At 62.4% G+C, this 24,718-nt stretch carries 15 protein-coding genes; 11 read left to right on the forward strand and 4 right to left on the reverse strand.

The annotated features are described in order from the left end of the window. Positions 1 to 3: 3 nt before the first annotated feature. A complete protein-coding gene (locus tag PSAKL28_RS18285) occupies positions 4 to 12,948 on the reverse strand; it encodes a non-ribosomal peptide synthetase (RefSeq protein WP_038613159.1) in 12,945 nt (4,314 codons plus the stop codon). A 338-nt stretch (positions 12,949 to 13,286) separates the two neighbouring features. On the opposite strand from PSAKL28_RS18285, the gene PSAKL28_RS18290 reads away from it, so the two are divergent. Then, the gene (locus PSAKL28_RS18290) at positions 13,287 to 13,817 is read left to right on the forward strand and encodes an RNA polymerase factor sigma-70 (protein ID WP_038613161.1); all 531 of its coding nucleotides are present in this window, start codon (positions 13,287 to 13,289) and stop codon (positions 13,815 to 13,817) included. A 53-nt stretch (positions 13,818 to 13,870) separates the two neighbouring features. Here the strand turns inward: PSAKL28_RS18290 and PSAKL28_RS18295 are convergent, their stop codons facing one another. Next, on the reverse strand, positions 13,871 to 14,884 hold the full coding sequence (locus PSAKL28_RS18295) for a GNAT family N-acetyltransferase (RefSeq protein ID WP_038613163.1): 1,014 nt from the start codon (positions 14,882 to 14,884) through the stop codon (positions 13,871 to 13,873). A 59-nt stretch (positions 14,885 to 14,943) separates the two neighbouring features. Next, positions 14,944 to 15,747 (reverse strand): substrate-binding periplasmic protein, encoded by an 804-nt coding sequence (locus PSAKL28_RS18300; protein ID WP_038613165.1) that lies wholly within the window; start codon positions 15,745 to 15,747, stop codon positions 14,944 to 14,946. A gap of 169 nt (positions 15,748 to 15,916) precedes the next feature. On the opposite strand from PSAKL28_RS18300, the gene PSAKL28_RS18305 reads away from it, so the two are divergent. Together PSAKL28_RS18305 and ppnP are read left to right on the forward strand one after the other, a co-directional pair. After that, positions 15,917 to 16,468 carry a 3'-5' exonuclease gene (locus PSAKL28_RS18305; RefSeq protein ID WP_038613167.1) on the forward strand — a complete coding sequence of 184 codons (552 nt, stop codon included), beginning with the start codon at positions 15,917 to 15,919 and terminating at the stop codon, positions 16,466 to 16,468. Positions 16,469 to 16,538: 70 nt separating this feature from the next. Then, a complete protein-coding gene (ppnP, locus tag PSAKL28_RS18310) occupies positions 16,539 to 16,823 on the forward strand; it encodes a pyrimidine/purine nucleoside phosphorylase (protein WP_010225980.1) in 285 nt (94 codons plus the stop codon). A gap of 99 nt (positions 16,824 to 16,922) precedes the next feature. Here ppnP and PSAKL28_RS18315 read toward each other — a convergent pair whose 3' ends face one another. Continuing rightward, positions 16,923 to 17,612 carry an alpha/beta family hydrolase gene (locus PSAKL28_RS18315; RefSeq protein WP_038613170.1) on the reverse strand — a complete coding sequence of 230 codons (690 nt, stop codon included), beginning with the start codon at positions 17,610 to 17,612 and terminating at the stop codon, positions 16,923 to 16,925. A 49-nt stretch (positions 17,613 to 17,661) separates the two neighbouring features. Between PSAKL28_RS18315 and ccoN (PSAKL28_RS18320) the strand changes: the two genes are divergently transcribed. The 8 genes from ccoN (PSAKL28_RS18320) to ccoP (PSAKL28_RS18355) all read left to right on the forward strand — a co-directional run bounded on the left by ccoN (PSAKL28_RS18320) (position 17,662) and on the right by ccoP (PSAKL28_RS18355) (position 24,569). Beyond that, positions 17,662 to 19,086, forward strand: a complete 1,425-nt coding sequence (gene ccoN / locus PSAKL28_RS18320; RefSeq protein WP_038613172.1) for a cytochrome-c oxidase, cbb3-type subunit I — start codon at positions 17,662 to 17,664, stop codon at positions 19,084 to 19,086. Positions 19,087 to 19,096: 10 nt separating this feature from the next. Further along, a complete protein-coding gene (gene ccoO, locus PSAKL28_RS18325; RefSeq protein ID WP_038613174.1) occupies positions 19,097 to 19,705 on the forward strand; it encodes a cytochrome-c oxidase, cbb3-type subunit II in 609 nt (202 codons plus the stop codon). Between the two features lie 5 nt (positions 19,706 to 19,710). Then, positions 19,711 to 19,908: a cbb3-type cytochrome oxidase subunit 3 gene (locus PSAKL28_RS18330; protein WP_038613176.1), complete on the forward strand. Its 198-nt coding sequence runs from the start codon at positions 19,711 to 19,713 to the stop codon at positions 19,906 to 19,908. Continuing rightward, on the forward strand, positions 19,905 to 20,852 hold the full coding sequence (ccoP, locus tag PSAKL28_RS18335) for a cytochrome-c oxidase, cbb3-type subunit III (protein ID WP_038613178.1): 948 nt from the start codon (positions 19,905 to 19,907) through the stop codon (positions 20,850 to 20,852). Before PSAKL28_RS18330 ends, ccoP (PSAKL28_RS18335) begins: the two co-directional genes overlap by 4 nt. A 486-nt stretch (positions 20,853 to 21,338) precedes the next feature. After that, on the forward strand, positions 21,339 to 22,781 hold the full coding sequence (gene ccoN, locus PSAKL28_RS18340) for a cytochrome-c oxidase, cbb3-type subunit I (RefSeq protein WP_038613180.1): 1,443 nt from the start codon (positions 21,339 to 21,341) through the stop codon (positions 22,779 to 22,781). Further along, on the forward strand, positions 22,781 to 23,389 hold the full coding sequence (ccoO, locus tag PSAKL28_RS18345) for a cytochrome-c oxidase, cbb3-type subunit II (protein WP_038613183.1): 609 nt from the start codon (positions 22,781 to 22,783) through the stop codon (positions 23,387 to 23,389). Before ccoN (PSAKL28_RS18340) ends, ccoO (PSAKL28_RS18345) begins: the two co-directional genes overlap by 1 nt. Positions 23,390 to 23,394: 5 nt before the next feature. Next, the gene (locus PSAKL28_RS18350) at positions 23,395 to 23,592 is read left to right on the forward strand and encodes a CcoQ/FixQ family Cbb3-type cytochrome c oxidase assembly chaperone (protein WP_010225992.1); all 198 of its coding nucleotides are present in this window, start codon (positions 23,395 to 23,397) and stop codon (positions 23,590 to 23,592) included. Then, positions 23,589 to 24,569, forward strand: a complete 981-nt coding sequence (gene ccoP, locus PSAKL28_RS18355) for a cytochrome-c oxidase, cbb3-type subunit III (RefSeq protein WP_038613186.1) — start codon at positions 23,589 to 23,591, stop codon at positions 24,567 to 24,569. Before PSAKL28_RS18350 ends, ccoP (PSAKL28_RS18355) begins: the two co-directional genes overlap by 4 nt. Positions 24,570 to 24,718: the final 149 nt, after the last annotated feature.

Below are 24,718 nucleotides of genomic sequence, written 5' to 3' on the forward strand. Positions count from 1 at the left end.
CCCCTATAGCGCCTCAAGCTCAGCCATCAGGTCACTGAGCCGGTCGACCTTGTCGTCGCTCAGCTCACTGGCCTTGAGGCCTTCCACGTAGCTCGCCAGCGCCTCAACGGTGCTGCACTCGAACATCGCCCGCAACGGCACGTTCAGTTGCAGCGCCTTCTGCACCCTCGAAGCGATCTGCGTAGCCAGCAGGGAGTGGCCGCCCAACTCGAAGAAGTTGTCGCGCACCCCGACCTGCCCGGCCTTGAGCACCTCGGCCCAGATCGTCGCCAGGGTCTGCTCCAGTTCGTTGCGCGGAGCGAGGAAGTCCTGACTCTGCTGAGCGGCGAAATCAACGCTTGGCAGCGCCTTGCGGTCGAGCTTGCCGCTGGCATTGAGCGGTAGTTGCTTGAGCCAGGCCCAGTGCAGCGGAACCATGTACTCGGGCAGTTCAGCACGCAACCGTTGCTTGATCAGCTCGAGCAGTACACTGCTGTCCGCTGCCACATCGCTGGCCACCAGATAGCCCACCAGATGCTTGCCATTGACCCCTTCCTGAACCCCCACCGCTGCGTCGCGCACCTCGGCCTGCTCATGCAGGCGCGCTTCGATCTCACCCAGCTCGATACGGTAGCCACGGATCTTCACCTGATGGTCAATACGCCCGACGTATTCGAGCACACCATCCGGACGGCGCCGCGCCAGGTCACCCGTGCGGTACAGGCGTTCGCCCGCTGCCCCGAATGGATGCGGAATGAATGCCAGGGCGGTGCGTAGCGGGTCGCTGACATAGCCGCGCCCGACGCCGGTACCGGCCACACAGAGTTCACCGACGGCCCCCAGTGGCACCAGTTGCTGATCGTCACCGAGCAGGTACAGGCGGTTGTTGTCGGTCGGCGTCCCGATAGGTAGATAGCTGCCGCGAGTCGAGGCCACATCGACACGGAAGAACGCCACGTCATCGGAACATTCCGCCGGGCCGTAGGCATTGACCAGGCCGATCTGCGGATAGCGCTGCAGCCACTGCGACGCCAGCTCGGGTGGCATCGCCTCCCCGGTTGGCAGCATCCAGCGCAAGCCGTCGAGTTGCTGATGCTCGTTGGCGAGCATGCCCTGGATCAGTGACGGCACGCTTTCCAGCACCGTGATCCCGCAAGCCTGAACGTGCTCAAGCAGGCCCTGGGGATCGTGGGCAATGCTGTTGGGCACAATCGCCACCTGAGCACCGAACAACGGCGCGGCGAGGAACTGCCAGACGGAAATGTCGAAACTCTGCGAGGCGGTCTGGGCAATCACGTCGTGCTCGTCCAGTTGCAGGTACGGCACCTTGCTCAACTGGTTGTTGAGCATGCCGCGCTGCTCGACCATCACGCCCTTCGGCAAGCCCGTGGAGCCGGAGGTGTAGATCACGTAGGCGAGGTTGTCCGGGGCGCTGTAGATGCCTGGGTTGACCTCGGATAGCTCGGCGTTCTGCACCTGCTCCCAGACCAGCAACTTCGGCCGCCCCGCGCAGGCCAGCTCATCCAGCAGCGCGCGGCCCTGCTCGGCGCAGGCCTGACTGCAGACCAGCACTGGCGTACGGCTGAGTTCGACGATGCGTTGCAGGCGCGCCGTCGGCAAGCCCGGATCAAGCGGCAAGTACCCGGCACCCGCCTTGAAGCTGCCGACGATCATCCCCAGCAACGGCAAATCGCGCTCGGCCAGCAGCGCCACCGGCTGGTCGATACTCACCCCGGCAGCCACCAGCGCATGCCCCAGGCGGTTGGCCTGGCGATTGAGCTGTGCATAGCTGATCGACTGCTCCAGACACCGTGCGGCAGTACGCTGCGGATGGGCAGCGACCCGCGCCTCGAACAGCGCTACGTAACTCTGCTCCAGCGGGTAATCCCGTTCGCTGCGGTTGCAGTCTTCCAACAGCAAACGGCGCTCCTGTTCACCCAGCAACGCCAGCTCGCTCATGTCGCCGTGGAAACCATCGGCCAGGGCCAGCAACAGACGCTTGAACTCGGCCAGCAAGCGCTCGACTGTCGAGGTGTCGAAATAGCGCTGATCGAACGACAGGTGCAGCCCCAGGTCATCGCCGGGGTAGCAGACTGCAGTCAGCGGGAAGTTGGTGTGGGTGCGACCGGAATCGGAGCTGGCATTCAGGTGTTGCGCACGGTCCAGTACCGAGACTTCCACCGGGGCGTTTTCGAACACGAACAGGCTGTCGAACAATGGCTGGCCCTTGGGCAGCTCACTGCATTCCTGAATGCTCACCAGCGGCAGATACTCGTATTCGCGCAACTCCATGTTGCGTTCGAACAGGCCCTTGAGCCATTGGCGCACACTGCAACGCTGACCCGCCACCGGCAGTTGCACGCGCAGGGCGATACTGTTGATGAACAGCCCGACCGTGCGCTGCATCTGCGGCATGCTCACCGGACGACCGGCCACGGTGACCCCGAACAGCACGTCGCGCTCGCCGCTATAACGGCTCAATACCAGCGCCCAGGCCGCCTGGGCAAAGGTGTTGACGGTCAACTGATGGGCCTGGGCCAGCTCACGCAGGTGCGCCCCTTCAGTCACATCAAGGCGGGTGTAACAGTCACCGACGATCATCCCGGCGTTCTCGGCGCCATGATCACGCAGCAGCGGCCGGTCGCTCGGCACCGCGGTGCTGCGCTCGAAGCCCTGCAGGTTGTCGCGCCACCACTGACGCGCGGCGTCGAGGTCCTGGTGCTGCAACCAGCTGATGTAGTCGCGGTAGCGCGGCGGCACTGGTAACTGCGCCTCGCGGCCTTCGCCCAGGGCCATGTACAGCTCGAAGAAATCGTTCATCAGCAACGAGCGGCACCAGGCATCGATGAGGATGTGGTGGTTGCTCATCATGAACCAGTAACGGTCTGTTCCGATGCGAATCAGGCGCAAGTGGAACGGCGCCTGTTGCAGCAGATCGAAGCCTGCTTCGCGCTCCCGCTTGTGCAGGGCCTGCAGGCGCGTTTCCTGCTCGACTTCGCTGATGTCGGTCCAGTCCAGATAGTCGAGCGCAGTACCGCCCGGTTTGTGGATGATCTGCAGCATGGCTTCGCCAGCGTTCCAGCTGAATGACGCACGCAGGGCTTCGTGGCGCGCAACCACCGCTTGCCAGGCCTGGGCAAAGCGCTGCGGGTCGAGGGCGCTGTTGATCCGGTAGCGGTCCTGCATGTAGTAGATGCCGGTGCCGGGCTCAAGCAGGGTATGCAGCAACAGCCCTTCCTGCATGGGCGTCAGTGGGTACACATCGTCGATCTGCGCCGCAGGCACGGGCAGGCTGTCGATCTGCTCCTGGGTCAGTTGCGCCAGGGGGAAGTCCGACGGCGTGAAGCTGCCATTTCCAGGAGCCAGGCAGTGTTCGATCAAGCCGAGCAGTTCGGTTTTATATGCCTCGGCCAGTTGTTCAATGGTGCGTTGCTCATAGCGCTCACGGCTGAAAGTCCAGCGCAGCTGCAATTCACCGGCGTAGACCTGGCCATCGACAGTCAACCAGTTGGGCAGCGGCGCCTCCAGGTCATGGGCCTCGCCGGCCGCTTCATCCACCGGCTGGAACAGCGCATCGGCCTGGAATTGCTGGTCGAACTGGCCGAGGTAGTTGAAGGTGATCCGCGCTTGCGGCAACGCCGCCATGCTTTCGCGTACCGCAGTATCGGCGAGGTAACGCAGCACACCGTAACCCAGCCCCTTATGCGGCACCTGGCGCAGTTGTTCCTTGATTGCCTTGATCGACGTTCCGGCATCAGCTGCAGGGCTCAGGCTCAATGGATAGGCACTGGTGAACCAGCCGACACTGCGGGTCAGGCCCATGTCCTCGAAGAGGTTTTCCCGGCCATGGCCTTCCAGTTGCACCAGCACCGAGGTGTCACCGCTCCAGCGGCACAGCACCCGGGCCAGGGCGGTCAACAACAGGTCGTTGACCTGGGTGTGGTAGGCCGCTGGTGCTTCCTTGAGCAGTTGCCGGGTCTGTGTGGCATCCAGGCGCAAGCTCAGGGTGTGCGCCTGCTTGTGCAGGTTCGCCCCTTGCGGATGGTCGCATGGCAGTTCACGGTGAGCCGTGCTCAGTTGGGTCTGCCACCAGTGCTGTTCGTCGCGCAGTGAATCACTGCCAGCATAGGCCTGCAGGCGTGTGGCCCAATCGCTCATGGCGCGGGTTTTCGCCGCCAATGCCTGGCCACGGTAAAGCGCCTGCAAATCCTCAAGCAGCACCCGCCACGACACACCATCGACCACCAGGTGATGGATCGCCAACAGCAAGCGCTGCTGACCTTCGGCGTCTTCGACCAGCAACGCCCGCAGCAGTGGACCGTTGCCCAGGTCCAGGCTGCGCTGCACATCGCTGTACAGCGGCTGGCAGTCGGCAAAACTGTTGACCGATACCTGCCAGAGCAGCTCGCGGCTTTCACCCTGGAGATAGTCGCCCCGCCATTGGCCATCCTGCGTGCTAAAGCGCAGGCGCAGCGCGTCGTGATGCTCGACCAGTTGCTGCAAGGCCTGCTCCAGCGCCTTGGGCGTCAGAGGTTCGGCCGGCGCCAGCAATACCGCCTGGTTCCAGTGCTGGGGCTGCGCTACATCGCTGTCGAAGAACCAGTGTTGGATCGGCGTCAGCGCCGCGCGACCGCTCAGTGGCCCTTGATCGACCGGGTTGTCGTCGCTGCGGCGCACCACACTGGCCAAGGTCTGGATGGTCTGGTGCTGGAACAGATCGCGCGGGGTGAAATGCAGCCCTGCCTGACGCGCACGACTGACCACCTGGATCGACAGGATCGAGTCACCGCCCAGTTCGAAGAAGTTGTCCTGCAAGCCGACCCGCGGCACGTTCAACACATCGCGCCAGAGGTTGGCCAGCTGCTGCTCCAGCGCGTTGCGCGGTGCTTCATAGTGCTCACGTCCGTGTTCCAGATCAGGCGCTGGCAGGGCACGGCGGTCAAGCTTGCCATTGCCCATCAGTGGCATCTGCTCAAGCAGCACCAGATGGCTGGGCACCATGTAGTCCGGCAGGTGCAGTCGAAGCTGAGCCTTCAGTGCATCACGCAGCGCAGCCTGCACAGCGCTATCGCCATGAGCCTGATCGCAGACCAGGTAGCCGACCAGCTGTTTGCCGCCCGGCATGTCCAGGGCCTGCACGACTGCCTCGCGAACCGCCGGATGCTCCAGCAGGCGCGTCTCGATTTCCCCCAGTTCGATACGGAAACCACGAATCTTCACCTGATGGTCGATACGGCCAACGTACTCGACCAGCCCATCGGTGCCCTGACGCACCAGGTCGCCGGTACGGTACAAGCGCCCGCCTTGAGTACTGAACGGGTCGGCGACAAAGCGTTCGGCACTGAGCCCCGGTCGCTCATGGTAACCCTGGGCCAGGCCGGCGCCGCCGACATACAGTTCACCAATGCCACCCTGGGGTAGCAGCGCCAGATCGGCATCGAGAATGTAAGCCACTCGGGCACCGACCACGCTGCCGATCGGCACACTACCGGCACCGGCTGGCAATTGTTCCGGTGCCAGGCACGCCAGCGGCATGACCACGGTTTCGGTCGGTCCATAGGCATTGAAGAACTGCTGTGGCGTGAACGCCTGGCGGATCCGCTGCAGGTGCTCAGCGGTCAGGGCTTCGCCACCGGTGATGCACAGGCGTACCGGCAGGATCTCGTTGCGGCTGGCCAGCCACTGCGCCAGTTGGCTGCCATAGCTCGGGGTAAAGCCGAGAACCGACACCTGCTGTTCGCGAATCAAGGTGCAGATTTCTTCGGCGTCCCACTGTCCCTGAGCGCGCAAGACCACCCGCGCGCCGCACAGCAGCGGCACCAGCAAGCGCTCGGTAGCGGCGTCAAAGTTGATCGAATAGAAGTGCAGTTCGCAGTCGTCACTACGCATGCCGAAACGTTCGATGACCGCCTGGCAATGCATGGCGATCTCGCCACGGCTGACCACCACTCCCTTGGGTTTTCCGGTGGAGCCTGAGGTGTAGATCAGGTAGGCCTGATGGCCCGGCAGACTCTGTGTGGCCAGCGGCTCGCGACTGACATTGGCCAGCGCCGGGCCATCGTCTTCCAGGCTCCAGCGATCGACCTGGCCCGGCAGTTCACCCAACGCCGCGAACAGGCTGCGCTGCGCCAGCAACAGGCTGATGCCACTGTCTTCGATCATGTAGTGCAGGCGTTCCAGCGGGTACTCCGGGTCCAGCGGCACATAGGCGCCACCGGCCTTGAGAATCGCCAGCAAGCCCACGACCATCTCCAGTGAACGCTCCAGCGCCAGGCCTACCCGTACCTGCGGGCCTACACCGCGTTTGCGCAGGACCCGGGCCAACTGGTTGGCCCGGGCGTCCAGCTCGGCAAAGCTCAGGTGCTGACCGGCAAAGGTCAGCGCCAGGGCCTGTGGCTGACGCGCCGCTTGCGCACTGAACTGGCCTTCGATGGTCTGCTCCAGGTCTGCATCAAGGTCGCCTTCGAGGCTATTAAGCAGTTGCTGTTGTTCAGTGCTAGCCAGCATCGGCAACTCGCACAGACGCTGCTCGGGATTATCGAGCATGGCCGTCAGCAGGTTCTGCCAGTGTGCCGCCATCTGCGCGATGCGCGGCTCGTCGAACAGGTCGCAACTGTAGGTCAGGCAGCAGCCCAGACGCCGGTCAAGGTCGGTGACCTCCAGGTTGAGGTCGAACTTGGTCGCCCGGGCGTCGTTGACCAGGTAGTCCACCTGCATGCCCGACAATTGCCGGCTCTGCTGGAACTCCCAGCGCTGCACGTTGCACATCACCTGGAACAACGGGTTGTAGGCGGTGCTGCGCGCAGGCTGCAAGGCTTCGACCAGTTGATCGAACGGCAGGTCCTGATGCGACTGGCCTTCGATCACGGTCTGGCGGACCTGATCGATCAGCTCAGCGACGCGCATCTGCCCATTGAGCTGGCAGCGCAGCACCTGAGTGTTGAGGAAGGCGCCGATCAGCCCCTCGCTTTCCGGACGGATACGGTTGGCCACCGGCGCGCCGATGCGCAGGTCCTGCTGTGCGCTGTAGCGATAGAGCAGCACCGCCAGGGTTGCCGTCATGGTCATGAACAGGGTCAGGCCGCGCTCGGCATTGAAGGCGCGAACCCGCGTCGCCAGTTGCGGGCTGAGGTCAAAGCGATAGAGCTCGCCACGGTGACTTTGCAGTGCTGGCCGTGGACGGTCGGTGGGCAGCTCCAGCACCGGATGCTCATCACCGAGTTTGGTTTTCCAGTAATCCAGCTGACGCTGGCCTTCACCGGCTTCCAGCCATTGGCGCTGCCAGACGCTGTAATCCAGGTACTGCACCGGCAACGCCGGCAGCGGCGATTCACGCTCATCGACAAAGGCTTCGTACAGCTCGCCCAGCTCGCGGGCGAAGATGTCCATGGCCCAGCCTTCAGTGACGATGTGGTGCAAGGTCAGGACAAAATAGTGCTCGTGCTCGCCGGCCTTGACCAGCCACGCACGCAGCAACGGGCCGCGCTCCAGGTCGAAGGATTGATGCGCCTGCTCATCGGCAAAGGCCTGCAGGCGCAGCTCGCGCTGGGCAGGGCTGTCGGCGGAAAAGTCCTGCCAGTGCATTTGCAGCATGCTGTCGCTGTGCACGCACTGGTATGGCACACCGTCGATGCTCGGGAAGGTGGTGCGCAGGGTCTCATGGCGCACGATCAGGGTTTGCAAGGCCTGCTCGAAGCGGCTGACATCCAGCACCCCACGCAGTCGGGCCATACCGCCGACGTTGTAGGCCGGGCTGTCCGGTTCCATCTGCCAGAGGAACCACATGCGTTGCTGGGAGTAAGACAACGGCACGGCTTGGCGACGATCGATCCGCGCGATCTCGCCCTGCAGGTTGTGCGCGCCGCTGTGCTGGATACGTTCGACCTCGCGGGCAAATGCGCCCAGCTCGGTGGCGTCGAACAATACCCGCAGCGGCAACTCGACGTTGCACGCCTGGCGGGTGCGGGAAATGATCTGGGTCGCCAGCAGCGAATGGCCGCCGAGGGCAAAGAAGTCGTCCTGCAGGCCGACCTGTTGCAGCCCCAGCACTTCGCGCCAGATCGCCGCGATCTGCTGTTGCAGCGCGGTGCTCGGTTCGATGTGTTCACGGGTGGTCCAGAGCGGTTCCGGCAGCGCTTTGCGCTCGACCTTACCGCTTGGGCCCAGGGGCATCTGCGCCAGGTGCATCAACAACGCCGGGACCATATAGGCCGGCAGTTGCTCTGCCAATGCCGCCAACAGTCCGGCATTGTTTTCCACGCCGCTGTAATAGCCAACCAGTTGCGCCCCGGCGACGGTCTGGCGAATCAGCACCAGCGCCTGCTCAACACCTGGCTGGCTGAGCAGACAGGCCTCCACTTCCTCAGGCTCGACGCGAAAGCCGCGCAGTTTCACCTGCTGGTCAAGCCGGCCCAGGTACTCCAGGGCTCCCAGCGACGCCACCCAGCGCGCCCGGTCACCACTGCGGTAGAGGCGCTGGCCTTCACCTTCCGGGTGCGGCACGAAACGTTCGGCGGTCAGCCCCGGCCTGCCGAGATAGCCGCGTGCCAGCCCGGCCCCACCGAGCAGCAGCTCGCCCGGAACGCCCGGGGCAGTGAGCTGCAACTCATCATCGACAACCCGGCAAACGACGTTGGCCAGCGGCCGGCCAATCGGCGAGCGCGTGCCATCGGCCTCGCTGCACTGCCAGTGAGTGACGTTGATCGCGGTTTCGGTCGGGCCATAACGGTTATGCAGCGCCACCTGCGGCAGCACTTGCAGCACCCGGTCACGCAGTGCCGCAGACAACGCCTCACCGCCGGAGAACAGACGGCGCAAACTGGTGCAGCTCGCCGCCAGCGGCTCTTGAACAAAGACCTGCAGCAAGGCTGGAACAAAGTGCAAGGTGGTCACGGCATGCTCGCGCACCAGCGCGGCAATACGCTGCGGATCACGGTGCTCGCCGGGGCCTGCCAGTACCAGTTTGCAGCCGCTGACCAGCGGCCAGAAGCACTCCCAGACCGAAACGTCGAAGCTGATCGGCGCTTTCTGCATCAGCACGTCGTGCTCATCCAGCGCATAGCGTTCCTGCATCCACTGCAGACGTTCGGCCAGTGCCGCATGGGTGTTGCCGACGCCCTTGGGTTGCCCGGTGGAGCCGGAGGTATAGATCACATAGGCGAGGTTATCGCCGTGCAGGTGCAGCCCCGGTGGCTGGCACGGCCAGCTGTCGAGATTGAGCTGATCCATGGCAATGGCACTGACCCCATCCACTTGCGGCAGGCGCTCCAGCACCTCGCTGTGGCTGAGCAACAGGCTCGCACCACAGTCGGCGAGCATGTAAGCCAGGCGTTCGCCCGGGTAATCGACGTCCAGCGGCACATAGGCGCCACCGGCCTTGAGAATCGCCAGCACACCGATCAGCAACTGCGGCGAACGTTCGGCGGCAATCGCCACGCAGACATCCGGGCCGACGCCCTTGTCGCGCAGATAATGGGCCAGGCGGTTGGCCTGCTGGTGCATGCCGGCGTAGTCGAGCGCGCCGCCCTCCCACACCAGCGCAGTACGCTGCGGCGTCAGCCGTGCCTGCTCATTGAGTTGCTCGACGACCCACTGTTGCGCTGCAGGCGCCGGTGCCTGCCCCCACTGCAGCAGTTGCTCACGCGCTTGCGCATCGAGCAGTTGCAGGTCGCCGATCGCTAACGTCGGCAGCGCACAGACCTGCTCCAGCAAGCTCAGCAGGTGTGCGGCCAGACGCTGCACGCTGGCGGCGTCGAACAGCTCGCTGGCGTAGTCGAAGGACAGCGACAGGCGCCCCTGGTGATCTTCCTCACTGTGCAGTTGCAGGTCGAACTTGGCCTCGCGGCTGTGCCATGGCAGTTCTTCGGCGAGCAGCCCGGGCAGGCGGCGCAAAGCACTCAGATCGCGCTGCTGGTGGTTGAACATGACCTGGAACAGGCCCTGTTCGCGGGCATCCGGGAAGGCCGCCAGCAATTGTTCGAAGGGCAGATCCTGATGTTCCTGAGCCTGCAGGGTTGTCTGGCGGACCTGGGCCAGCAGGTCGGCGAACGACAGGCGCGAGGTGAACCGGGCACGCAGGACCTGGGTGTTGATGAAAAAACCGACCAGCCCCTGGGTTTCCAGGCGTGGACGGTTGGCATTAGGCACCCCGACACGGATATCGGCCTGCCCGCTGTAGCGGTGCAGCAGACTCTGGAAACCGGCCAACAGGATCATGAACAGGGTGCTGTCGTGCTGGCGGGCGGTGCTGCGCAGCGCCTCGGTCAACGCCGCCGGCACCCGCAGGCTCAGGCGTGCGGCCGACTTGTGCTGCTGGCTGGAACGCGGGTGGTCGGTGGCCAGGTCGAGCACCGGCTGTTCATCGCCCAGTTGTGTCTGCCAGTAGCTCAGTTGCCGCGCGGCTTCACCTTCGGCCAGCCATTGCCGTTGCCAGCTGCCATAGTCGGCATAGTCCAGGGTCAATGCCGGCAACTCGGCCTGCTGCCCCTGGCAGTGGGCGGCGTACAGACGCGAGAATTCGTCGATGAGGATGTTCATCGACCAGCCATCGGCAATGATGTGGTGCATGGTGACCCACAGCTGATGCGCTTCGCTGTCCAGGCGCGCCAGGGTCACCCGCAGCAATGGACCGGCTTGCAGATCGAACGGTTGCTGCGCTTCGGCTTCACGTCGCGCCAGTACTGCTTCGCTGTCGAGGTCGCTCAGGTCCAGCTGCTGCACAGTGAGCTCCAGCGCTGGCAGGATACGCTGCAGCGCCTGACCATCAATCTCGGCAAACACCGTACGCAGAGATTCATGACGCTCGACCAGGGCCTGAAAGCTGGACTGCAACGCCGCCTGGTCCAGCTCGCCGCGCAAACGCAGCGCCCCCGGAATGTTATAGGCGGCGCTCTGCGGCTCCAGTTGCCAGAGCAGCCACAAGCGATTTTGCGCCAGTGACTGCGGCAACGCCTGGGCACGGGCGAGGCGCTCGATCGCCCCCTGCGCCACGCCCGCCTGCTGCGCAGCGGCGACAGCGCTGCAGAAATCACCCAGCAGCGGCGCATCGAACAGCACGCGCAAGCTCAACTGCAGGTCCAGTTCATCACCCAGGCGGGCGGTTAGCTGGGTGGCGGCAATCGAGTTGCCTCCAAGCAGGAAGAAATGGTCATCGTCGGCGACCTGCTCCACGCCCAGTTGCTCGCACCACAAGCGCGCGATCAGACTGTGCAACGGGTTGCCTTGTAGCGCTTGCGCGACCGCCACCGGCTGCTGGGCATCCGGGAAACGCGCATAGCAGTCGAGGCTGCCATCATTGATCCGCAGCCGGCAGGCAGAACGCTGCAGCTTGCCACTGGAAGTCTTCGGCAATGCCCCCGGGTTGAGCAGCAGGACCACCGCCGGGGCTTGCTGGCAGGCATCGGCAATGACCTGACGCAAGGTCTTGATCAGGCTTTGCGGGCTGACGATCTTCCGCACATTACGGCTGATTTCGACGGCGACACCGATGCCCTCCTCGCCCTGGTCATCGACGGCAAACACCGCCACCCGGCCTTTGCGCAAGACCTCGACTTCACGCTCCAGGGTCTTCTCCAGATCCTGCGGGTAGAGATTGTGACCCCGTACAATCAGCAAGTCCTTGAGCCGGCCGGTGACAAACAACTCCCCCTCACGGACAAAGCCCAGGTCGCCGGTGCGCAACCAGGTCTGTCCGCCTTGTTCGACAAAGGTCTGCGCAGTCGCTTGCGGGTTGCGCCAGTAGCCTTTGGCAATGCTCGGACCGCAGGCCCAGATCTCGCCAACCTGATTGTCGCCCAGCACCGTCATTTGCTGCGGATCGACGATCTGCACGCCATGCCCGGGCTGGCTGCGCCCGCAACTCATCTGCACCGAGTCATGGCCAGGTTCGGCGCTGTTGCGTGCCAGGGCACCGGCATCCAGGGTCAGCGCAGCAATACCCTGGCCACGGCTACTGCCGCTGACAAACAGGGTTGCCTCCGCCAGGCCATAGCTGGCAAAAAAGCTCTGGGCGCTGAAACCACAGTCAGCGAACTTCTCGGCAAAGGCCTGGAGGCTGTCCTGACGGATCGGCTCGGAACCGGAATAGGCCACCCGCCAGCGGCTCAGGTCGAGCCTGGCTAGCGCCGCACTGCTGACCCGCTCGCTGCACAGCCGATAGGCAAAGTCAGGGCCGCCACTGATGGTGCCGCCATGGTCGCTGATCGCCTGCAACCAACGCTGTGGCCGGGCGAGAAAGTAGGCCGGGGCCATCAGCACGCAAGGCACGCCGCTGAAGATCGGTTGCAGCAAACCGCCGATCAGGCCCATGTCGTGATACAGCGGCAGCCAGCTGACGATGACATCGTCGGGGTTGAGGTCGATGCCGAAGCCATGGCGGATCAGCACCTCGTTGGCCACCAGATTGCCGTGGCTGACCTGCACGCCCTTGGGCAACGCCGTGGACCCGGAGGTGTATTGCAAGAAGGCGATGTCGTCGGCTTGCAGCGCGGGTACCTGCCAGGCATCGGCCAGTGCTGCGTCCAGATGATCGACCGCCAGCAGCTGCGGCGCAGCTTCCTCGGCCAGCACCTCCAGGGCCTGCAGGCTGCCGTGCAGGGCACTGGTGGTCAGCAGCAGGCGCGGTTCGGCGTCGTCGATGATCGATAGCAGGCGTTCCTGGTGATGACGACGGGCAGACTCCGGCGGGTATGCCGGAACGGCAATGACCCCGGCGTACAGGCAGCCAAAGAAGGCGGCTACGTAATCCGCTCCGCTGGGAAACAGCAGGATGGCGCGATCACCAAAGCTCGTACGCGCCTGCAAGGCACCGGCAATGGTCCGCGCACGCAGGTCCAGCTCCCGGTAGGTCAGCACCGCCGCCTCTTGCGGGTCGTCGGCCAGAAAGCGCAAGGCAACCCGCTCCGGGGTTTGCGCAGCACGTTGTGCCAGTGCCTGGACCAGCGTAACCGGGAGTTCGAAGGCGTCCGTCATGGGAGGGTTCCTGCCAGAGTCTGTACGTGAAATCAGGGCTCGACAGTGGCGCGTAGCGGCTATGCGCTTGCACGTTGCGCCTGCCGAGCGCCGGGTGATGTACACAGAGGAACGGATGGCCAGGGCAAATAATTAAGCGTTGGCTGCAGCTTGGGCGGGGCGCGGGGCGATGGCTTTTTTGAAGTGGATCACAGGCTCGGACTTATAACCAAACCACCCCGGCATTAATTACTTTTCTCATTTGACAACAATTATCATTAAGAATAGTTTGTCGCACGTCGTAGGAAGCCTCCCGGCTTGGAGTGCTCCCCCTCCCTCTTAGAGACAAGGTGATTTCCATGGCGGAACAACTATCCACAGGTAAGTGCGATTCACCGTTACTCCAGGCGTTTGTCGACAATCGCAGCATTCTGGTGAAGATCGCCGCGCGCATCACCGGCTGCCGCTCCCGCGCTGAAGATGTGGTGCAGGACGCTTTTTTTCGGCTCAGCTCCGCGCCGCAGATCACCTCCTCGTTCAAGGCCCAGCTGAGTTACCTGTTCCAGATCGTGCGCAACCTGGCCATCGACCACTATCGCAAGCAGTCCATGGAGCTCAAGTACTCCGGCAGCGAAGAAGAAGGCCTGAACGTGGTTGTCCAAGGCGCCTCGCCCGAAGCCACGCACATCAACTTCGCCACCCTGGAACACATCGCCGATGCGTTGAACGAACTGCCGCAGCGCACACGCTATGCCTTCGAGATGTACCGCCTGCACGGCGTTGCACAAAAAGACATCGCCAAAGAACTGGGCGTCTCGCCGACCCTGGTCAACTTCATGATCCGCGACGCCATGGTGCATTGCCGCAAAGTTTCAAATCAGAGGACTTAAGCGCCTCAGGCTGCAAGTTGCGCATTCCCTGCTCGCAACTTGCAGCGTGCAGATCACCCCAGCTTGCAACGCTCGAAGAACCGCTCCCGCCCCAGGATCATCAACGCCGCGCGCTTATGCGGGAAGTCGAATTCCTTCTCGCAATGAAAACACTGATCGTGCATGTAGCCGATCATCTTGCTGTTGTCGGCACGCGGCTCGGCCACCACCCGCTGGGTGCGCGGGTCGTCGAGGAACAGGTAGTGAACCAGGGCCGACAACCAGCTGGCAACCTTGTGCGGCCCACGCTGATGCTCTTCACCGACCAACATGTGAATGCCACGATCATAGTCATCGACGGCATAGAAAGGAGCGATGCGGTCCTCCTTGGCCCAATAGGCTTCGAAGTAGGCGAATGGCTGATCGTCGAAACAACCGATCAACGTCAGGCTGTGAGGATCGGCTTGCAGCTTGTTCAGGTAGTCACGGTGCTGTTCGAGGCTGCCGCCCTCCTGCCAGAAATTCAGGACCCGCGGGTTGTTCTGCCAGCGGTTGAAACGCTCCAGATCGCTATCGATTTCCAGGGTACGCAGCGACACCCAGGCCCCCAGGCGGGTATCGAAACGACGATACACCTCACCCCGTGGTTTCGGCGCGCGGCGCGGATGGCGCTTGCCTTCGGTGATCTGCATCTGTTGCGGGTAGACACCGGCAAACGCCTGGCCTAACCAGGGCTGCGGCAATTGCCAGAACTGCGTCCTTTCACAGCTGTACACCCCGTTCTGGGCTTGCTCGACCAGCAAACCGCTGAGCAGCGCGTCGGCCGGTGCCGGACTCAGGTGCCAGGTCAGACGCTGGCAACCAGGGTCGCGGGCGAACAGCCAATAGCATGCTGCCCACAACGCTTGCTGTGGCCGCTCGTGGGCAAACTCTTCAAGGTGGACGTGCAGCGTTTCACCCCGCACCAGGCGCACCCGGATCAACGGGCTGCCTTCTAGCACAAGGTTCAGGTGGCAGTCACTTTCATCGGCGTCCAGGCTACGCCAGCGGGGCAAGGATGACGTTTGCGAAGCAGTGTCGAAGGGCATGGTCTTGGCTCACGAAGGAAAAATGCTCACCTTTGTGAACGTGGCCGCCCGGGGGAAATTTAGTTTGCCTCAGGGGTGCTGACGCTGATGCGGTAAGGCTGGAAGATCCGCAACAGTTCGCCCTTGTCGCGCAACTGTTGCAGCAGACCGGCAAAGGCCGGGCCACTGATCGGTGCGCCGGGGCGCAACAAAGCGTAATGGTGATAGACCTGATCGACCCGCTGGGAGGTCAGCAATTTGCCGACGCTGCCCGGATTGCGCGCGAGAAAATCGCTGAGGTAGGAGCGGGTCACCAGGGCGACGTCGGCCCGACCACGCTGAACCATCAGCAGGTTGCTGTCGTGGGAATAGGTCAAGGTCGCGTTGTAGTGATCGGCGAGGTATTGCGGGTCCGGATTGAAATCGGCAAAGGCATAGTGATAACCGCTGTACAGGGCCAGACGCTTGCCCTTGAGGTCGGCAAAATAGCGCTCGTCACGGTCTGGTTGCAGATGGGTGACGAATACCTCGGCATCTTCCAGGCCCATATCGACCGCTACATGGTCGATGTCCTTCCAGCCCCACTGCGGGTTCTCGAAAATCGCCATGTCGGTGCGCCCCTGGCGGAAATCGCCGAATCGACGCGGAATCGAGGTAGGTACCAGGACGAAACGGTAGTGCTGCTGGGTGTTGTTCAAAGCCTCGACCAATTGCGGCAACAGCCCGGTCTCGGCGCCCTTCTCGGGACGCACAGTATAAGGAGGGAAATGCGCGGCACCGACCTTGACCTCGATTTCCTCGAATGCCTGCACCGGCGACGCCAGCCACAAGGTGGCGAGCATGAACAGGAAAGACACGGCCTGTGGCATGGGCGTTGGAGTCAAAGCAACACACTCTTTGCGGGTTTTAACCGGAATCCGCCTAAACTAGGCGTTTTCCTGGCGCTGTACAACCATCGATTGTGCCAAATTCCAGTTACCGGCAAAAGGCCAGGGGATACCCCAAGCGTTGAAGTTTGGCTACGCTCTAGCGAGTCTTGCAAGGGAGCCTACTATGGGGCATTGGCTGGTGATCGACCTGGAAGCAACCACAGACGATGGGGGCTGGCCGGTCACGGATATGGAAGTTATCGAAATCGGTGCGACGCTGGTCAATCGGCAGGGCCGAGAGGTCGATCATTTCCAGCGCTTCGTCAAACCACGGCGGCGCCCGCAACTGACACCTTTTTGCCGTGAGCTGACGCATATCAGCCAGGCCAATGTCGATGCGGCCGCTTCCTTCGGTGAAGTGTGGGGACAGTTCGAACGCTGGATCGGCCATCATCGCGGGCATCTGCAGGCCTGGGTCAGCTGGGGCGACTATGACCGTCAGCAATTGCTGCAGGAGTGGCAGTTGCATCAGTTGCACAGCGTGCTCGCCGACCTGCCGCATATCAACCTCAAGCAACGCTTCGCCAAGACGCGTCAACTGCAACGGCCACTCGGCCTCAACGGCGCCTTGCAACTGGCTGGCCTGCAGTTCAGCGGTCAGCAGCACCGCGCGCTGGAAGATGCCCGCAATACCGCGCGGTTGCTGCCGTTGACCCTCCCGGCCAATGGCACCTGAAAGCGGATGACGGCGCCAGGCGCCTTGGGCATACTGGCCAACCTTTTCAGCCCCTTTTCAGGAGTCGCCCATGTTTAAGGTCAACGAGTACTTTGATGGCACCGTCAAGTCGATCGCCTTTGGCACCGCCGAAGGTCCGGCCACGGTTGGCGTAATGGCCCCCGGCGAGTACGAATTCGGCACTGCCCAGCGTGAAATCATGCATGTGGTGTCCGGCGCCCTGACCGTCAAGCTGCCTGACAGCGACAACTGGGAAACCTTCTCGGCAGGCAGCCAGTTCAACGTGCCGGCCAACAGCAAGTTCCAGCTGAAGGTGGCAGTGGATACTGCCTACCTGTGCGAATACCGCGGCTGATTCAAAAAATTTCGCGGGGCAAGCCCGCTCCCACTGCTTGTACCTATACCCTGTGTGAGCGGGCTTGCCCCGCGATGTGATGTAACTGGAAAAACAAACTCAGCGCACAAACGCCACAATCCGATCTGCAGCCGTCTGCAGATGATCACCCTGACTGAACCCCGAAACCTTCAACGGCTTCAGATCATGATCCCCCGCTTCCAGCCAGCGCAGCTCGATCGCTGACGATAGTTCATAGCCTTCCACCGTCTGCCGATTACCCAACGCATCGCGTTCGCCCTGAACGATCAGCGTCGGCGTCTTCAGCCCGGCCAGATGCGCCACCCGCGGTTTTTCCGGCTTGCCGGCGGCATAAAAGGGATAACCCAGGCACACCAGTGCATCCGCCCCCAGCTCATCGGCCAGCAGGCTCGCCATTCGCCCGCCCATGGACTTGCCACCAATGGCCAGCGTCCCAGTGACCAATGGTCGCACCTGTTGGTACACCTCGCGCCAGCATTCGAGCAGCTTTGCCTGCGGATTTGGGGGCCTTTTGCCACCATCGAGGCGCCGTTGCGCCATATAGGGAAACTCGAAGCGCACCACCCCCAGCCCTTGTGCCGCCAGCCTTTGCGCGATTTCTTCCATGAACCCGCTGTCCATCGGCGCACCCGCGCCATGGGCCAGGATCAGACAGCGCAAATGTTCGCCATCCCCCTGATTTTGCGGGGCATTCCAGCGCCAGCCACGGCTTTCGATCAACCGCGCCCATTGATCCCCGTCAATACCGGCCACTTGCCCATTAATCATGCTTGCCTCGCTATTTAGCCTGCCTATAACCGTGGATGGGAACCCATACATGAACACAACCAGCAGTACCGCCTACAACTACAAGGTGGTCCGCCAATTCGCCATTATGACGGTGGTGTGGGGAATCGTCGGGATGGGGCTCGGCGTTTTTCTTGCCGCGCAACTCGTCTGGCCTTCGCTCAACTTCGACCTCCCCTGGACCAGCTTCGGGCGCCTGCGCCCGCTGCATACCAACGCGGTGATCTTCGCCTTCGGTGGTTGCGCACTGTTCGCCGCCTCGTACTACTCGGTCCAGCGCACCTGTCAGACCACCCTGTTCTCACCACGCCTCGCCGCCTTCACCTTCTGGGCCTGGCAACTGGTGATCGTGCTTGCCGCCGTCAGCCTGCCGCTGGGTTATACCAGCTCCAAGGAGTACGCCGAACTGGAATGGCCGATCGATATCCTGATCACCATTGTCTGGGTCGCCTACGCCGTGGTGTTCTTCGGCACCCTGATGAAGCGCACCACCAAGCACATCTACGTGGGCAACTGGTTCTTCGGTGCATTCATCATCACCGTGGCGATCCTGCACATCGTCAACAACCTGGAACTGCCGGTCAGCCTGACCAAGTCCTACTCGCTGTACAGCGGCGCCACTGACGCCATGGTCCAGTGGTGGTACGGCCACAACGCCGTGGGCTTCTTCCTGACCGCAGGCTTCCTCGGCATGATGTACTACTTCGTGCCCAAGCAGGCCGAGCGTCCGGTGTACTCCTATCGCCTGTCGATCGTGCACTTCTGGGCACTGATCACCCTGTACATCTGGGCCGGTCCTCACCACCTGCACTACACCGCCTTGCCCGACTGGGCACAGTCGCTGGGCATGATCATGTCGCTGATCCTCCTGGCCCCGAGCTGGGGTGGCATGATCAACGGCATGATGACCCTCTCGGGCGCCTGGCATAAGCTGCGCAGCGACCCGATCCTGCGCTTCCTGGTGGTCTCGCTGGCGTTCTACGGCATGTCGACCTTCGAAGGTCCGATGATGGCGATCAAGACCGTCAACGCCTTGTCGCACTACACCGACTGGACCATCGGCCACGTACACGCCGGCGCTCTGGGCTGGGTTGCGATGATCTCGATCGGCGCCCTGTACCACATGATCCCGAAAGTCTTCGGCCGCGAGCAGATGTACAGCCTGGGCCTGATCAACGCGCACTTCTGGCTCGCCACCATCGGCACCGTGCTCTACATCGCGTCGATGTGGGTCAACGGTATCGCTCAGGGCCTGATGTGGCGCGCGGTCAACGCCGACGGCACGCTGACCTACTCCTTCGTCGAAACCCTGGTGGCCAGCCACCCTGGCTTCATCGTGCGCTTCGTCGGCGGGGCGATCTTCCTCACCGGCATGTTCCTGATGGCCTGGAACACCTGGCGCACCGTGCGTGCCCCGGTAGCCGCCACTGCACCTGCCGCTGCGCAGCTGGCCTGAGGAGATCGAGATGAAACACGAAGTAATCGAGAAAAACGTCTTCCTGCTGGTGCTGTTGATGGTCTTTGCCGTCAGCATCGGCGGTCTGACCCAGATCGTCCCGCTGTTCTTCCAGGACGTCACCAACAAGCCGGTCGAAGGCATGAAGCCTTACACCGCGCTGCAACTGGAAGGCCGTGACATTTACATCCGCGAAGGCTGTGTGCAGTGCCACTCGCAGATGATCCGTCCGTTCCGTGCCGAAACCGAGCGCTACGGCCACTACTCGGTCGCCGGTGAAAGCGTCTGGGACCACCCGTTCCTGTGGGGCTCCAAGCGTACCGGTCCGGACCTGGCGCGTGTCGGCGGTCGCTACTCCGATGACTGGCACCGCGCGCACCTGTACAACCCGCGCAACGTCGTGCCCGAGTCGAAGATGCCGGCCTACCCATGGCTGGTCGCCAGCCCGGTAGACAGCAGCCACACCGAGACCAAGCTGCGCACCATGCGCACCCTGGGCGTGCCCTACACCGACGCGGATATCAGCGGTGCGGTGGAATCGATCAAGGGTAAAACCGAGATGGATGCACTGGTTGCCTACCTGCAGGTGCTCGGCACCGCGATCAAGAACAAGAGGTAAGGGCCATGGACTTCACACTGGATATCGGCCAGCTGCGCGGCCTGGGCACCCTGCTGGTGGCCATCGCCTTCATCGGCCTGTCGTTGTGGGTGTTCAACGGTCGGCGTGACCGCGAGTTTGCCGAGGCAAGCCTGTTGCCGTTCGCCGATGACCGCCTAGCACCTGCCGCCAACGAACCCGCATCGAGGAGTAACGGGCAATGACCACCTTCTGGAGTACGTACATCTGCGTACTGACCATCGGCAGCCTGATCGGCTTGACCTGGCTGCTGCTGGCCACGCGCAAGGGCGAAAAGCCCAACGGCGGCGACCAGACCATGGGCCACAGCTTCGACGGCATCGAGGAGTACGACAACCCGCTGCCCAAGTGGTGGTTCTGGCTGTTCGTCGGCACCCTGGTGTTCTCGGTCGGCTACCTGATCCTCTACCCAGGCCTGGGCAACTGGAAAGGCATCCTGCCGGGCTATCAGGACGGCTGGACCCAGGTCAATGAATGGCAGAAAGAAATGGACAAGGCCGACGCCAAATTCGGCCCGATCTTCGCCAAGTTCGCGGCCATGCCGGTAGAGGAAGTGGCCAAGGATCCGCAAGCGCTGAAGATGGGTGGCCGCCTGTTCGCCTCCAACTGCTCGGTGTGCCACGGCTCCGACGCCAAGGGTGCCTACGGTTTCCCTAACCTGACCGACAAGGACTGGCGCTGGGGCGGCGATCCGGACACCATCAAGCAGTCGATCATGAGCGGTCGTCACGGCGTCATGCCGGCCTGGGCCGAAGTGATCGGTGAGCAAGGTGTGGCCGACGTAGCCGCTTTCGTCCTCACCAGCATGGATGGACGCAAACTGCCAGAAGGCACCAAGGCTGATGTCGGCAATGGCGAGAAGCTCTTTGCAACCAACTGTGTGGCCTGCCACGGTCCGCAAGGCAAAGGTACCCCAGCCATGGGCGCACCGGACCTGACGCACCCGCAAGCCTTCATCTACGGTTCGAGTTTCGCGCAACTGCAGCAGACCATCCGTTACGGCCGTCAGGGCCAGATGCCTGCCCAGGAAGCGATCCAGGGTAACGACAAGGTCCACCTGCTGGCCGCCTATGTCTACAGCCTGTCGCAGGATGAACCGGTTCAAGGTGAGAACCTCTCTGCCAAGTAAAATCATCCCTTAACTGAGCCTTGACTCAAACCGCCGCAGCCATCTGGATGCGGCGGTTCCATTTCCCCTCGTCGACCAAACGTCGCACCTCCCCGCCACCCCGCCTTGCACCCGCCTTGATCGGAACTAAGCTTGTTGCCACAGCGACCGCAACCCGGGGCCTGCTAATCCCGTTGGTCGGTCGTGGCTGTTGAAGAATGCGTGCAAAGGCAGATGGGATCGGCTCGACCTCTTTGTACCCGCCTCTGGATAACAGAAAACGGTTACAACAAGCCTGACCGATTGGACAAGAAAAGATGAATAACGGTACACATATCAAGCAGATAATTGTGTACACTTTGTCCGCCAACAAGGCCCGAAACAGCGGTAGATCGGGCTTTGGCAAAGGTCGGCGCGAGAGCCATCGCGTTGCAATAACCACACGGTTTATACATACTTGCGCCGATTTTTTAACCTACAAAAACACCCAAACCGTGGAACCTTAGAATGAGCACAGCAATCAGTCCGACTGCTTATAACTATAAGGTCGTCCGCCAGTTCGCCATCATGACGGTGGTCTGGGGGATCCTTGGCATGGGGCTTGGAGTCTTCATCGCCTCGCAACTGGTATGGCCCCAGCTGAACCTGGACCTGCCATGGACGAGCTTTGGACGGCTTCGCCCACTGCACACCAACCTGGTGATTTTCGCCTTCGGTGGCTGTGCACTGTTTGCCACTTCTTATTATGTCGTGCAGCGTACCTGCCAGACGCGACTGATTTCCGACAGCCTCGCGGCCTTCACCTTCTGGGGTTGGCAAGCGGTGATCGTCGGTGCGCTCATCACCCTGCCGCTGGGTTACACCACGACCAAGGAATACGCCGAGCTGGAATGGCCGATCGCCATTTTGCTGGCGATTGTCTGGGTCACCTACGGTGTGGTGTTCTTCGGCACCATCGTCAAGCGCAAGACCAAGCACATCTATGTGGGTAACTGGTTCTACGGTGCGTTCATCGTAGTGACCGCGATGCTGCACATCGTCAACCACGCTTCGCTGCCGGTCAGCCTGTTCAAGTCCTACTCGGCTTACTCGGGCGCCACCGACGCAATGATCCAGTGGTGGTACGGCCACAACGCCGTGGGCTTCTTCCTGACCACCGGCTTTCTCGGCATGATGTACTACTTCGTGCCGAAACAGGCCGAGCGTCCGATCTACTCCTATCGCCTGTCGATCGTGCACTTCTGGGCACTGATCACCCTGTACATCTGGGCCGGCCCGCACCACCTGCACTACACCGCCCTGCCGGACTGGGCGCAGTCGTTGGGCATGGCCATGTCGATCATTCTCCTGGCACCAAGCTGGGGCGGCATGATCAACGGCATGATGACGCTGTCGGGCGCCTGGCATAAGCTGCGCACCGACCCGATCCTGCGTTTCCTCGTGGTCTCCCTGGCGTTCTACGGCATGTCGACCTTCGAAGGTCCGATGATGGCGATCAAGACCGTCAACTCGCTGTCGCACTACACCGACTGGACCGTCGGCCACGTACACGCCGGCGCTCTGGGCTGGGTTGCGATGATCTCGATCGGCGCCCTGTACCACATGATCCCGAAAGTCTACGGCCGCGAGCAGATGCACAGCATCGGCCTGATCAACGCGCACTTCTGGCTGGCGACCATCGGTACCGTGCTGTACATCTCCTCGATGTGGGTCAACGGCATCACCCAGGGCCTGATGTGGCGTGCAATCAACGACGACGGCACCCTCACCTACTCCTTCGTCGAAGCCCTGCAGGCCAGCCACCCAGGCTTTATCGTCCGTGCCCTGGGCGGTGCGTTCTTCGCCTCCGGCATGCTGCTGATGGCGTACAACGTCTACCGTACCGTACGCGCCTCGAAGCCGGCCGAAGCTGAAGCTGCGGCTCAGATCGCTGTAGTTGGAGCTCACTGATGAAGCACGAAACACTCGAGAAGAATATCGGCCTGCTGGCCTTCTTCATGGTCATCGCCGTGAGTGTCGGTGGCCTGACCCAGATCGTCCCGCTGTTCTTCCAGGACGTCACCAACAAGCCGGTCGAGGGCATGAAGCCACGCACCGCGCTGGAACTGGAAGGCCGTGACATCTACATCCGCGAAGGCTGCGTGCAGTGCCACTCGCAGATGATCCGTCCGTTCCGTGCCGAAACCGAGCGCTACGGCCACTACTCGGTCGCCGGTGAAAGCGTCTGGGACCACCCGTTCCTGTGGGGTTCCAAGCGTACCGGTCCGGACCTGGCCCGTGTCGGCGGCCGTTACTCCGATGACTGGCACCGTGCGCACCTGTACAACCCGCGCAACGTCGTGCCCGAGTCGAAAATGCCGGCCTACCCATGGCTGGTAGAGAACAAGCTCGATGGCAAGGACACCGTCAAGAAAATGGAAGTCCTGCGCACCCTCGGCACACCGTACACCGATGAAGACATCGCCGGTGCCCGCGACGCGGTCAAGGGCAAGACTGAAATGGACGCTCTGGTGGCCTACCTGCAAGGCCTGGGCACCATCATCAAAAGCAAACGGTGACATTGATGGATATCGGGATGATTCGTGGCCTGGGCACCGTCGTGGTGATGGTGGCCTTTATTGGCCTGGCGTTGTGGGTGTTCAGTTCTCGGCGCAAGTCTGAGTTCGACGAAGCGACCATGCTGCCCTTCGCAGATGATCCCGAAGCCAGCAAGCACGTCGAGCAAGCGCAAGCGAAAGCGTCTAGGAGTAACAACGAATGACTACCTTCTGGAGTCTGTACGTCACCGTTTTGAGTCTGGGCACGATCTTCGCCCTGACCTGGCTGCTGCTGTCCACCCGCAAGGGCCAGCGCAGCGAAACCACTGAAGAAACCGTGGGCCACGCCTACGACGGCATCGAGGAATATGACAACCCGTTGCCGAAATGGTGGTTCATGCTGTTCGTCGGTACCATCGTTTTCGCCCTGGGTTACCTGGTGCTGTACCCGGGCCTGGGTAACTGGAAAGGCATTTTGCCGGGTTACCAGTACGTGGATAACGAGAAAAAGACCGAGTTCGCCAACGGCCAGCCTGGCTGGACCGGCGTACACGAGTGGGAAAAGGAAATGGCCCGCGCTGACGCCAAATTTGGGCCGATCTTCGCCAAATTTGCAGCCATGCCCATTGAAGAAGTGGCCAAGGATCCGCAAGCGCTGAAAATGGGTGGCCGCCTGTTCGCCTCCAACTGCTCGGTGTGCCACGGTTCCGACGCCAAGGGTTCCTACGGCTTCCCTAACCTCACCGACAACGACTGGCGCTGGGGCGGTGATCCGGCAACCATCAAGGCCACCATCATGGGCGGTCGTCACGGCGTGATGCCGGCCTGGGCCGAAGTCATTGGTGAGCAGGGCGTTGCCGACGTTGCCGGGTACGTGCTGACCAACCTTGATGGCCGCAAGCTGCCAGAAGGGGCGAAAGCCGACATCGCCAACGGCCAGAAGCTCTTCGCCGCCAACTGCGTGGCCTGCCACGGTCCTGAAGGCAAAGGCACCCCGGCCATGGGCGCGCCGAACCTGACGCACCCACAGGCATTCATCTACGGTTCGAGCTTCGCGCAACTGCAGCAGACCATCCGTTATGGCCGTCAGGGCCAGATGCCTGCCCAGGAAGCGATCCAGGGTAACGACAAGGTCCACCTGCTGGCCGCCTATGTCTACAGCCTGTCGCATCAAGGCGAAAAGGCGGCTGAGGCGAAGTAATTCGCACAGCTACCAAAAGGCCCCGTCAGTGCAGACTGGCGGGGCTTTTTTATGCACCCGGTAGGAGCGGGCTTGCCCCGCGATTGCAAGCTGTCAGCCACATCGCATCGCGGGGCAAGCCCGCTCCCACCGGGTTAAGGCAGTTCGTA

Origin of the sequence: Pseudomonas alkylphenolica (assembly GCF_000746525.1) — a bacterium.
Lineage (GTDB): Bacteria > Pseudomonadota > Gammaproteobacteria > Pseudomonadales > Pseudomonadaceae > Aquipseudomonas > Aquipseudomonas alkylphenolica.

Excerpts from the sequence above, each read along its gene's own strand:
- ccoP (WP_038613178.1), top strand. The coding sequence starts at position 19,905 with ATGACCACCTTCTGGAGTACGTACATCTGCGTACTGACCATCGGCAGC.
- PSAKL28_RS18315 (WP_038613170.1), bottom strand. The coding sequence starts at position 17,612 with ATGATTAATGGGCAAGTGGCCGGTATTGACGGGGATCAATGGGCGCGG.
- PSAKL28_RS18285 (WP_038613159.1), bottom strand. The coding sequence starts at position 12,948 with ATGACGGACGCCTTCGAACTCCCGGTTACGCTGGTCCAGGCACTGGCA.
- PSAKL28_RS18305 (WP_038613167.1), top strand. The coding sequence starts at position 15,917 with ATGGGGCATTGGCTGGTGATCGACCTGGAAGCAACCACAGACGATGGG.
- ccoO (WP_038613174.1), top strand. The coding sequence starts at position 19,097 with ATGAAACACGAAGTAATCGAGAAAAACGTCTTCCTGCTGGTGCTGTTG.
- PSAKL28_RS18290 (WP_038613161.1), top strand. The coding sequence starts at position 13,287 with ATGGCGGAACAACTATCCACAGGTAAGTGCGATTCACCGTTACTCCAG.
- ccoN (WP_038613172.1), top strand. The coding sequence starts at position 17,662 with ATGAACACAACCAGCAGTACCGCCTACAACTACAAGGTGGTCCGCCAA.
- PSAKL28_RS18350 (WP_010225992.1), top strand. The coding sequence starts at position 23,395 with ATGGATATCGGGATGATTCGTGGCCTGGGCACCGTCGTGGTGATGGTG.
- PSAKL28_RS18330 (WP_038613176.1), top strand. The coding sequence starts at position 19,711 with ATGGACTTCACACTGGATATCGGCCAGCTGCGCGGCCTGGGCACCCTG.
- ccoO (WP_038613183.1), top strand. The coding sequence starts at position 22,781 with ATGAAGCACGAAACACTCGAGAAGAATATCGGCCTGCTGGCCTTCTTC.
- ppnP (WP_010225980.1), top strand. The coding sequence starts at position 16,539 with ATGTTTAAGGTCAACGAGTACTTTGATGGCACCGTCAAGTCGATCGCC.
- ccoN (WP_038613180.1), top strand. The coding sequence starts at position 21,339 with ATGAGCACAGCAATCAGTCCGACTGCTTATAACTATAAGGTCGTCCGC.
- PSAKL28_RS18295 (WP_038613163.1), bottom strand. The coding sequence starts at position 14,884 with ATGCCCTTCGACACTGCTTCGCAAACGTCATCCTTGCCCCGCTGGCGT.
- ccoP (WP_038613186.1), top strand. The coding sequence starts at position 23,589 with ATGACTACCTTCTGGAGTCTGTACGTCACCGTTTTGAGTCTGGGCACG.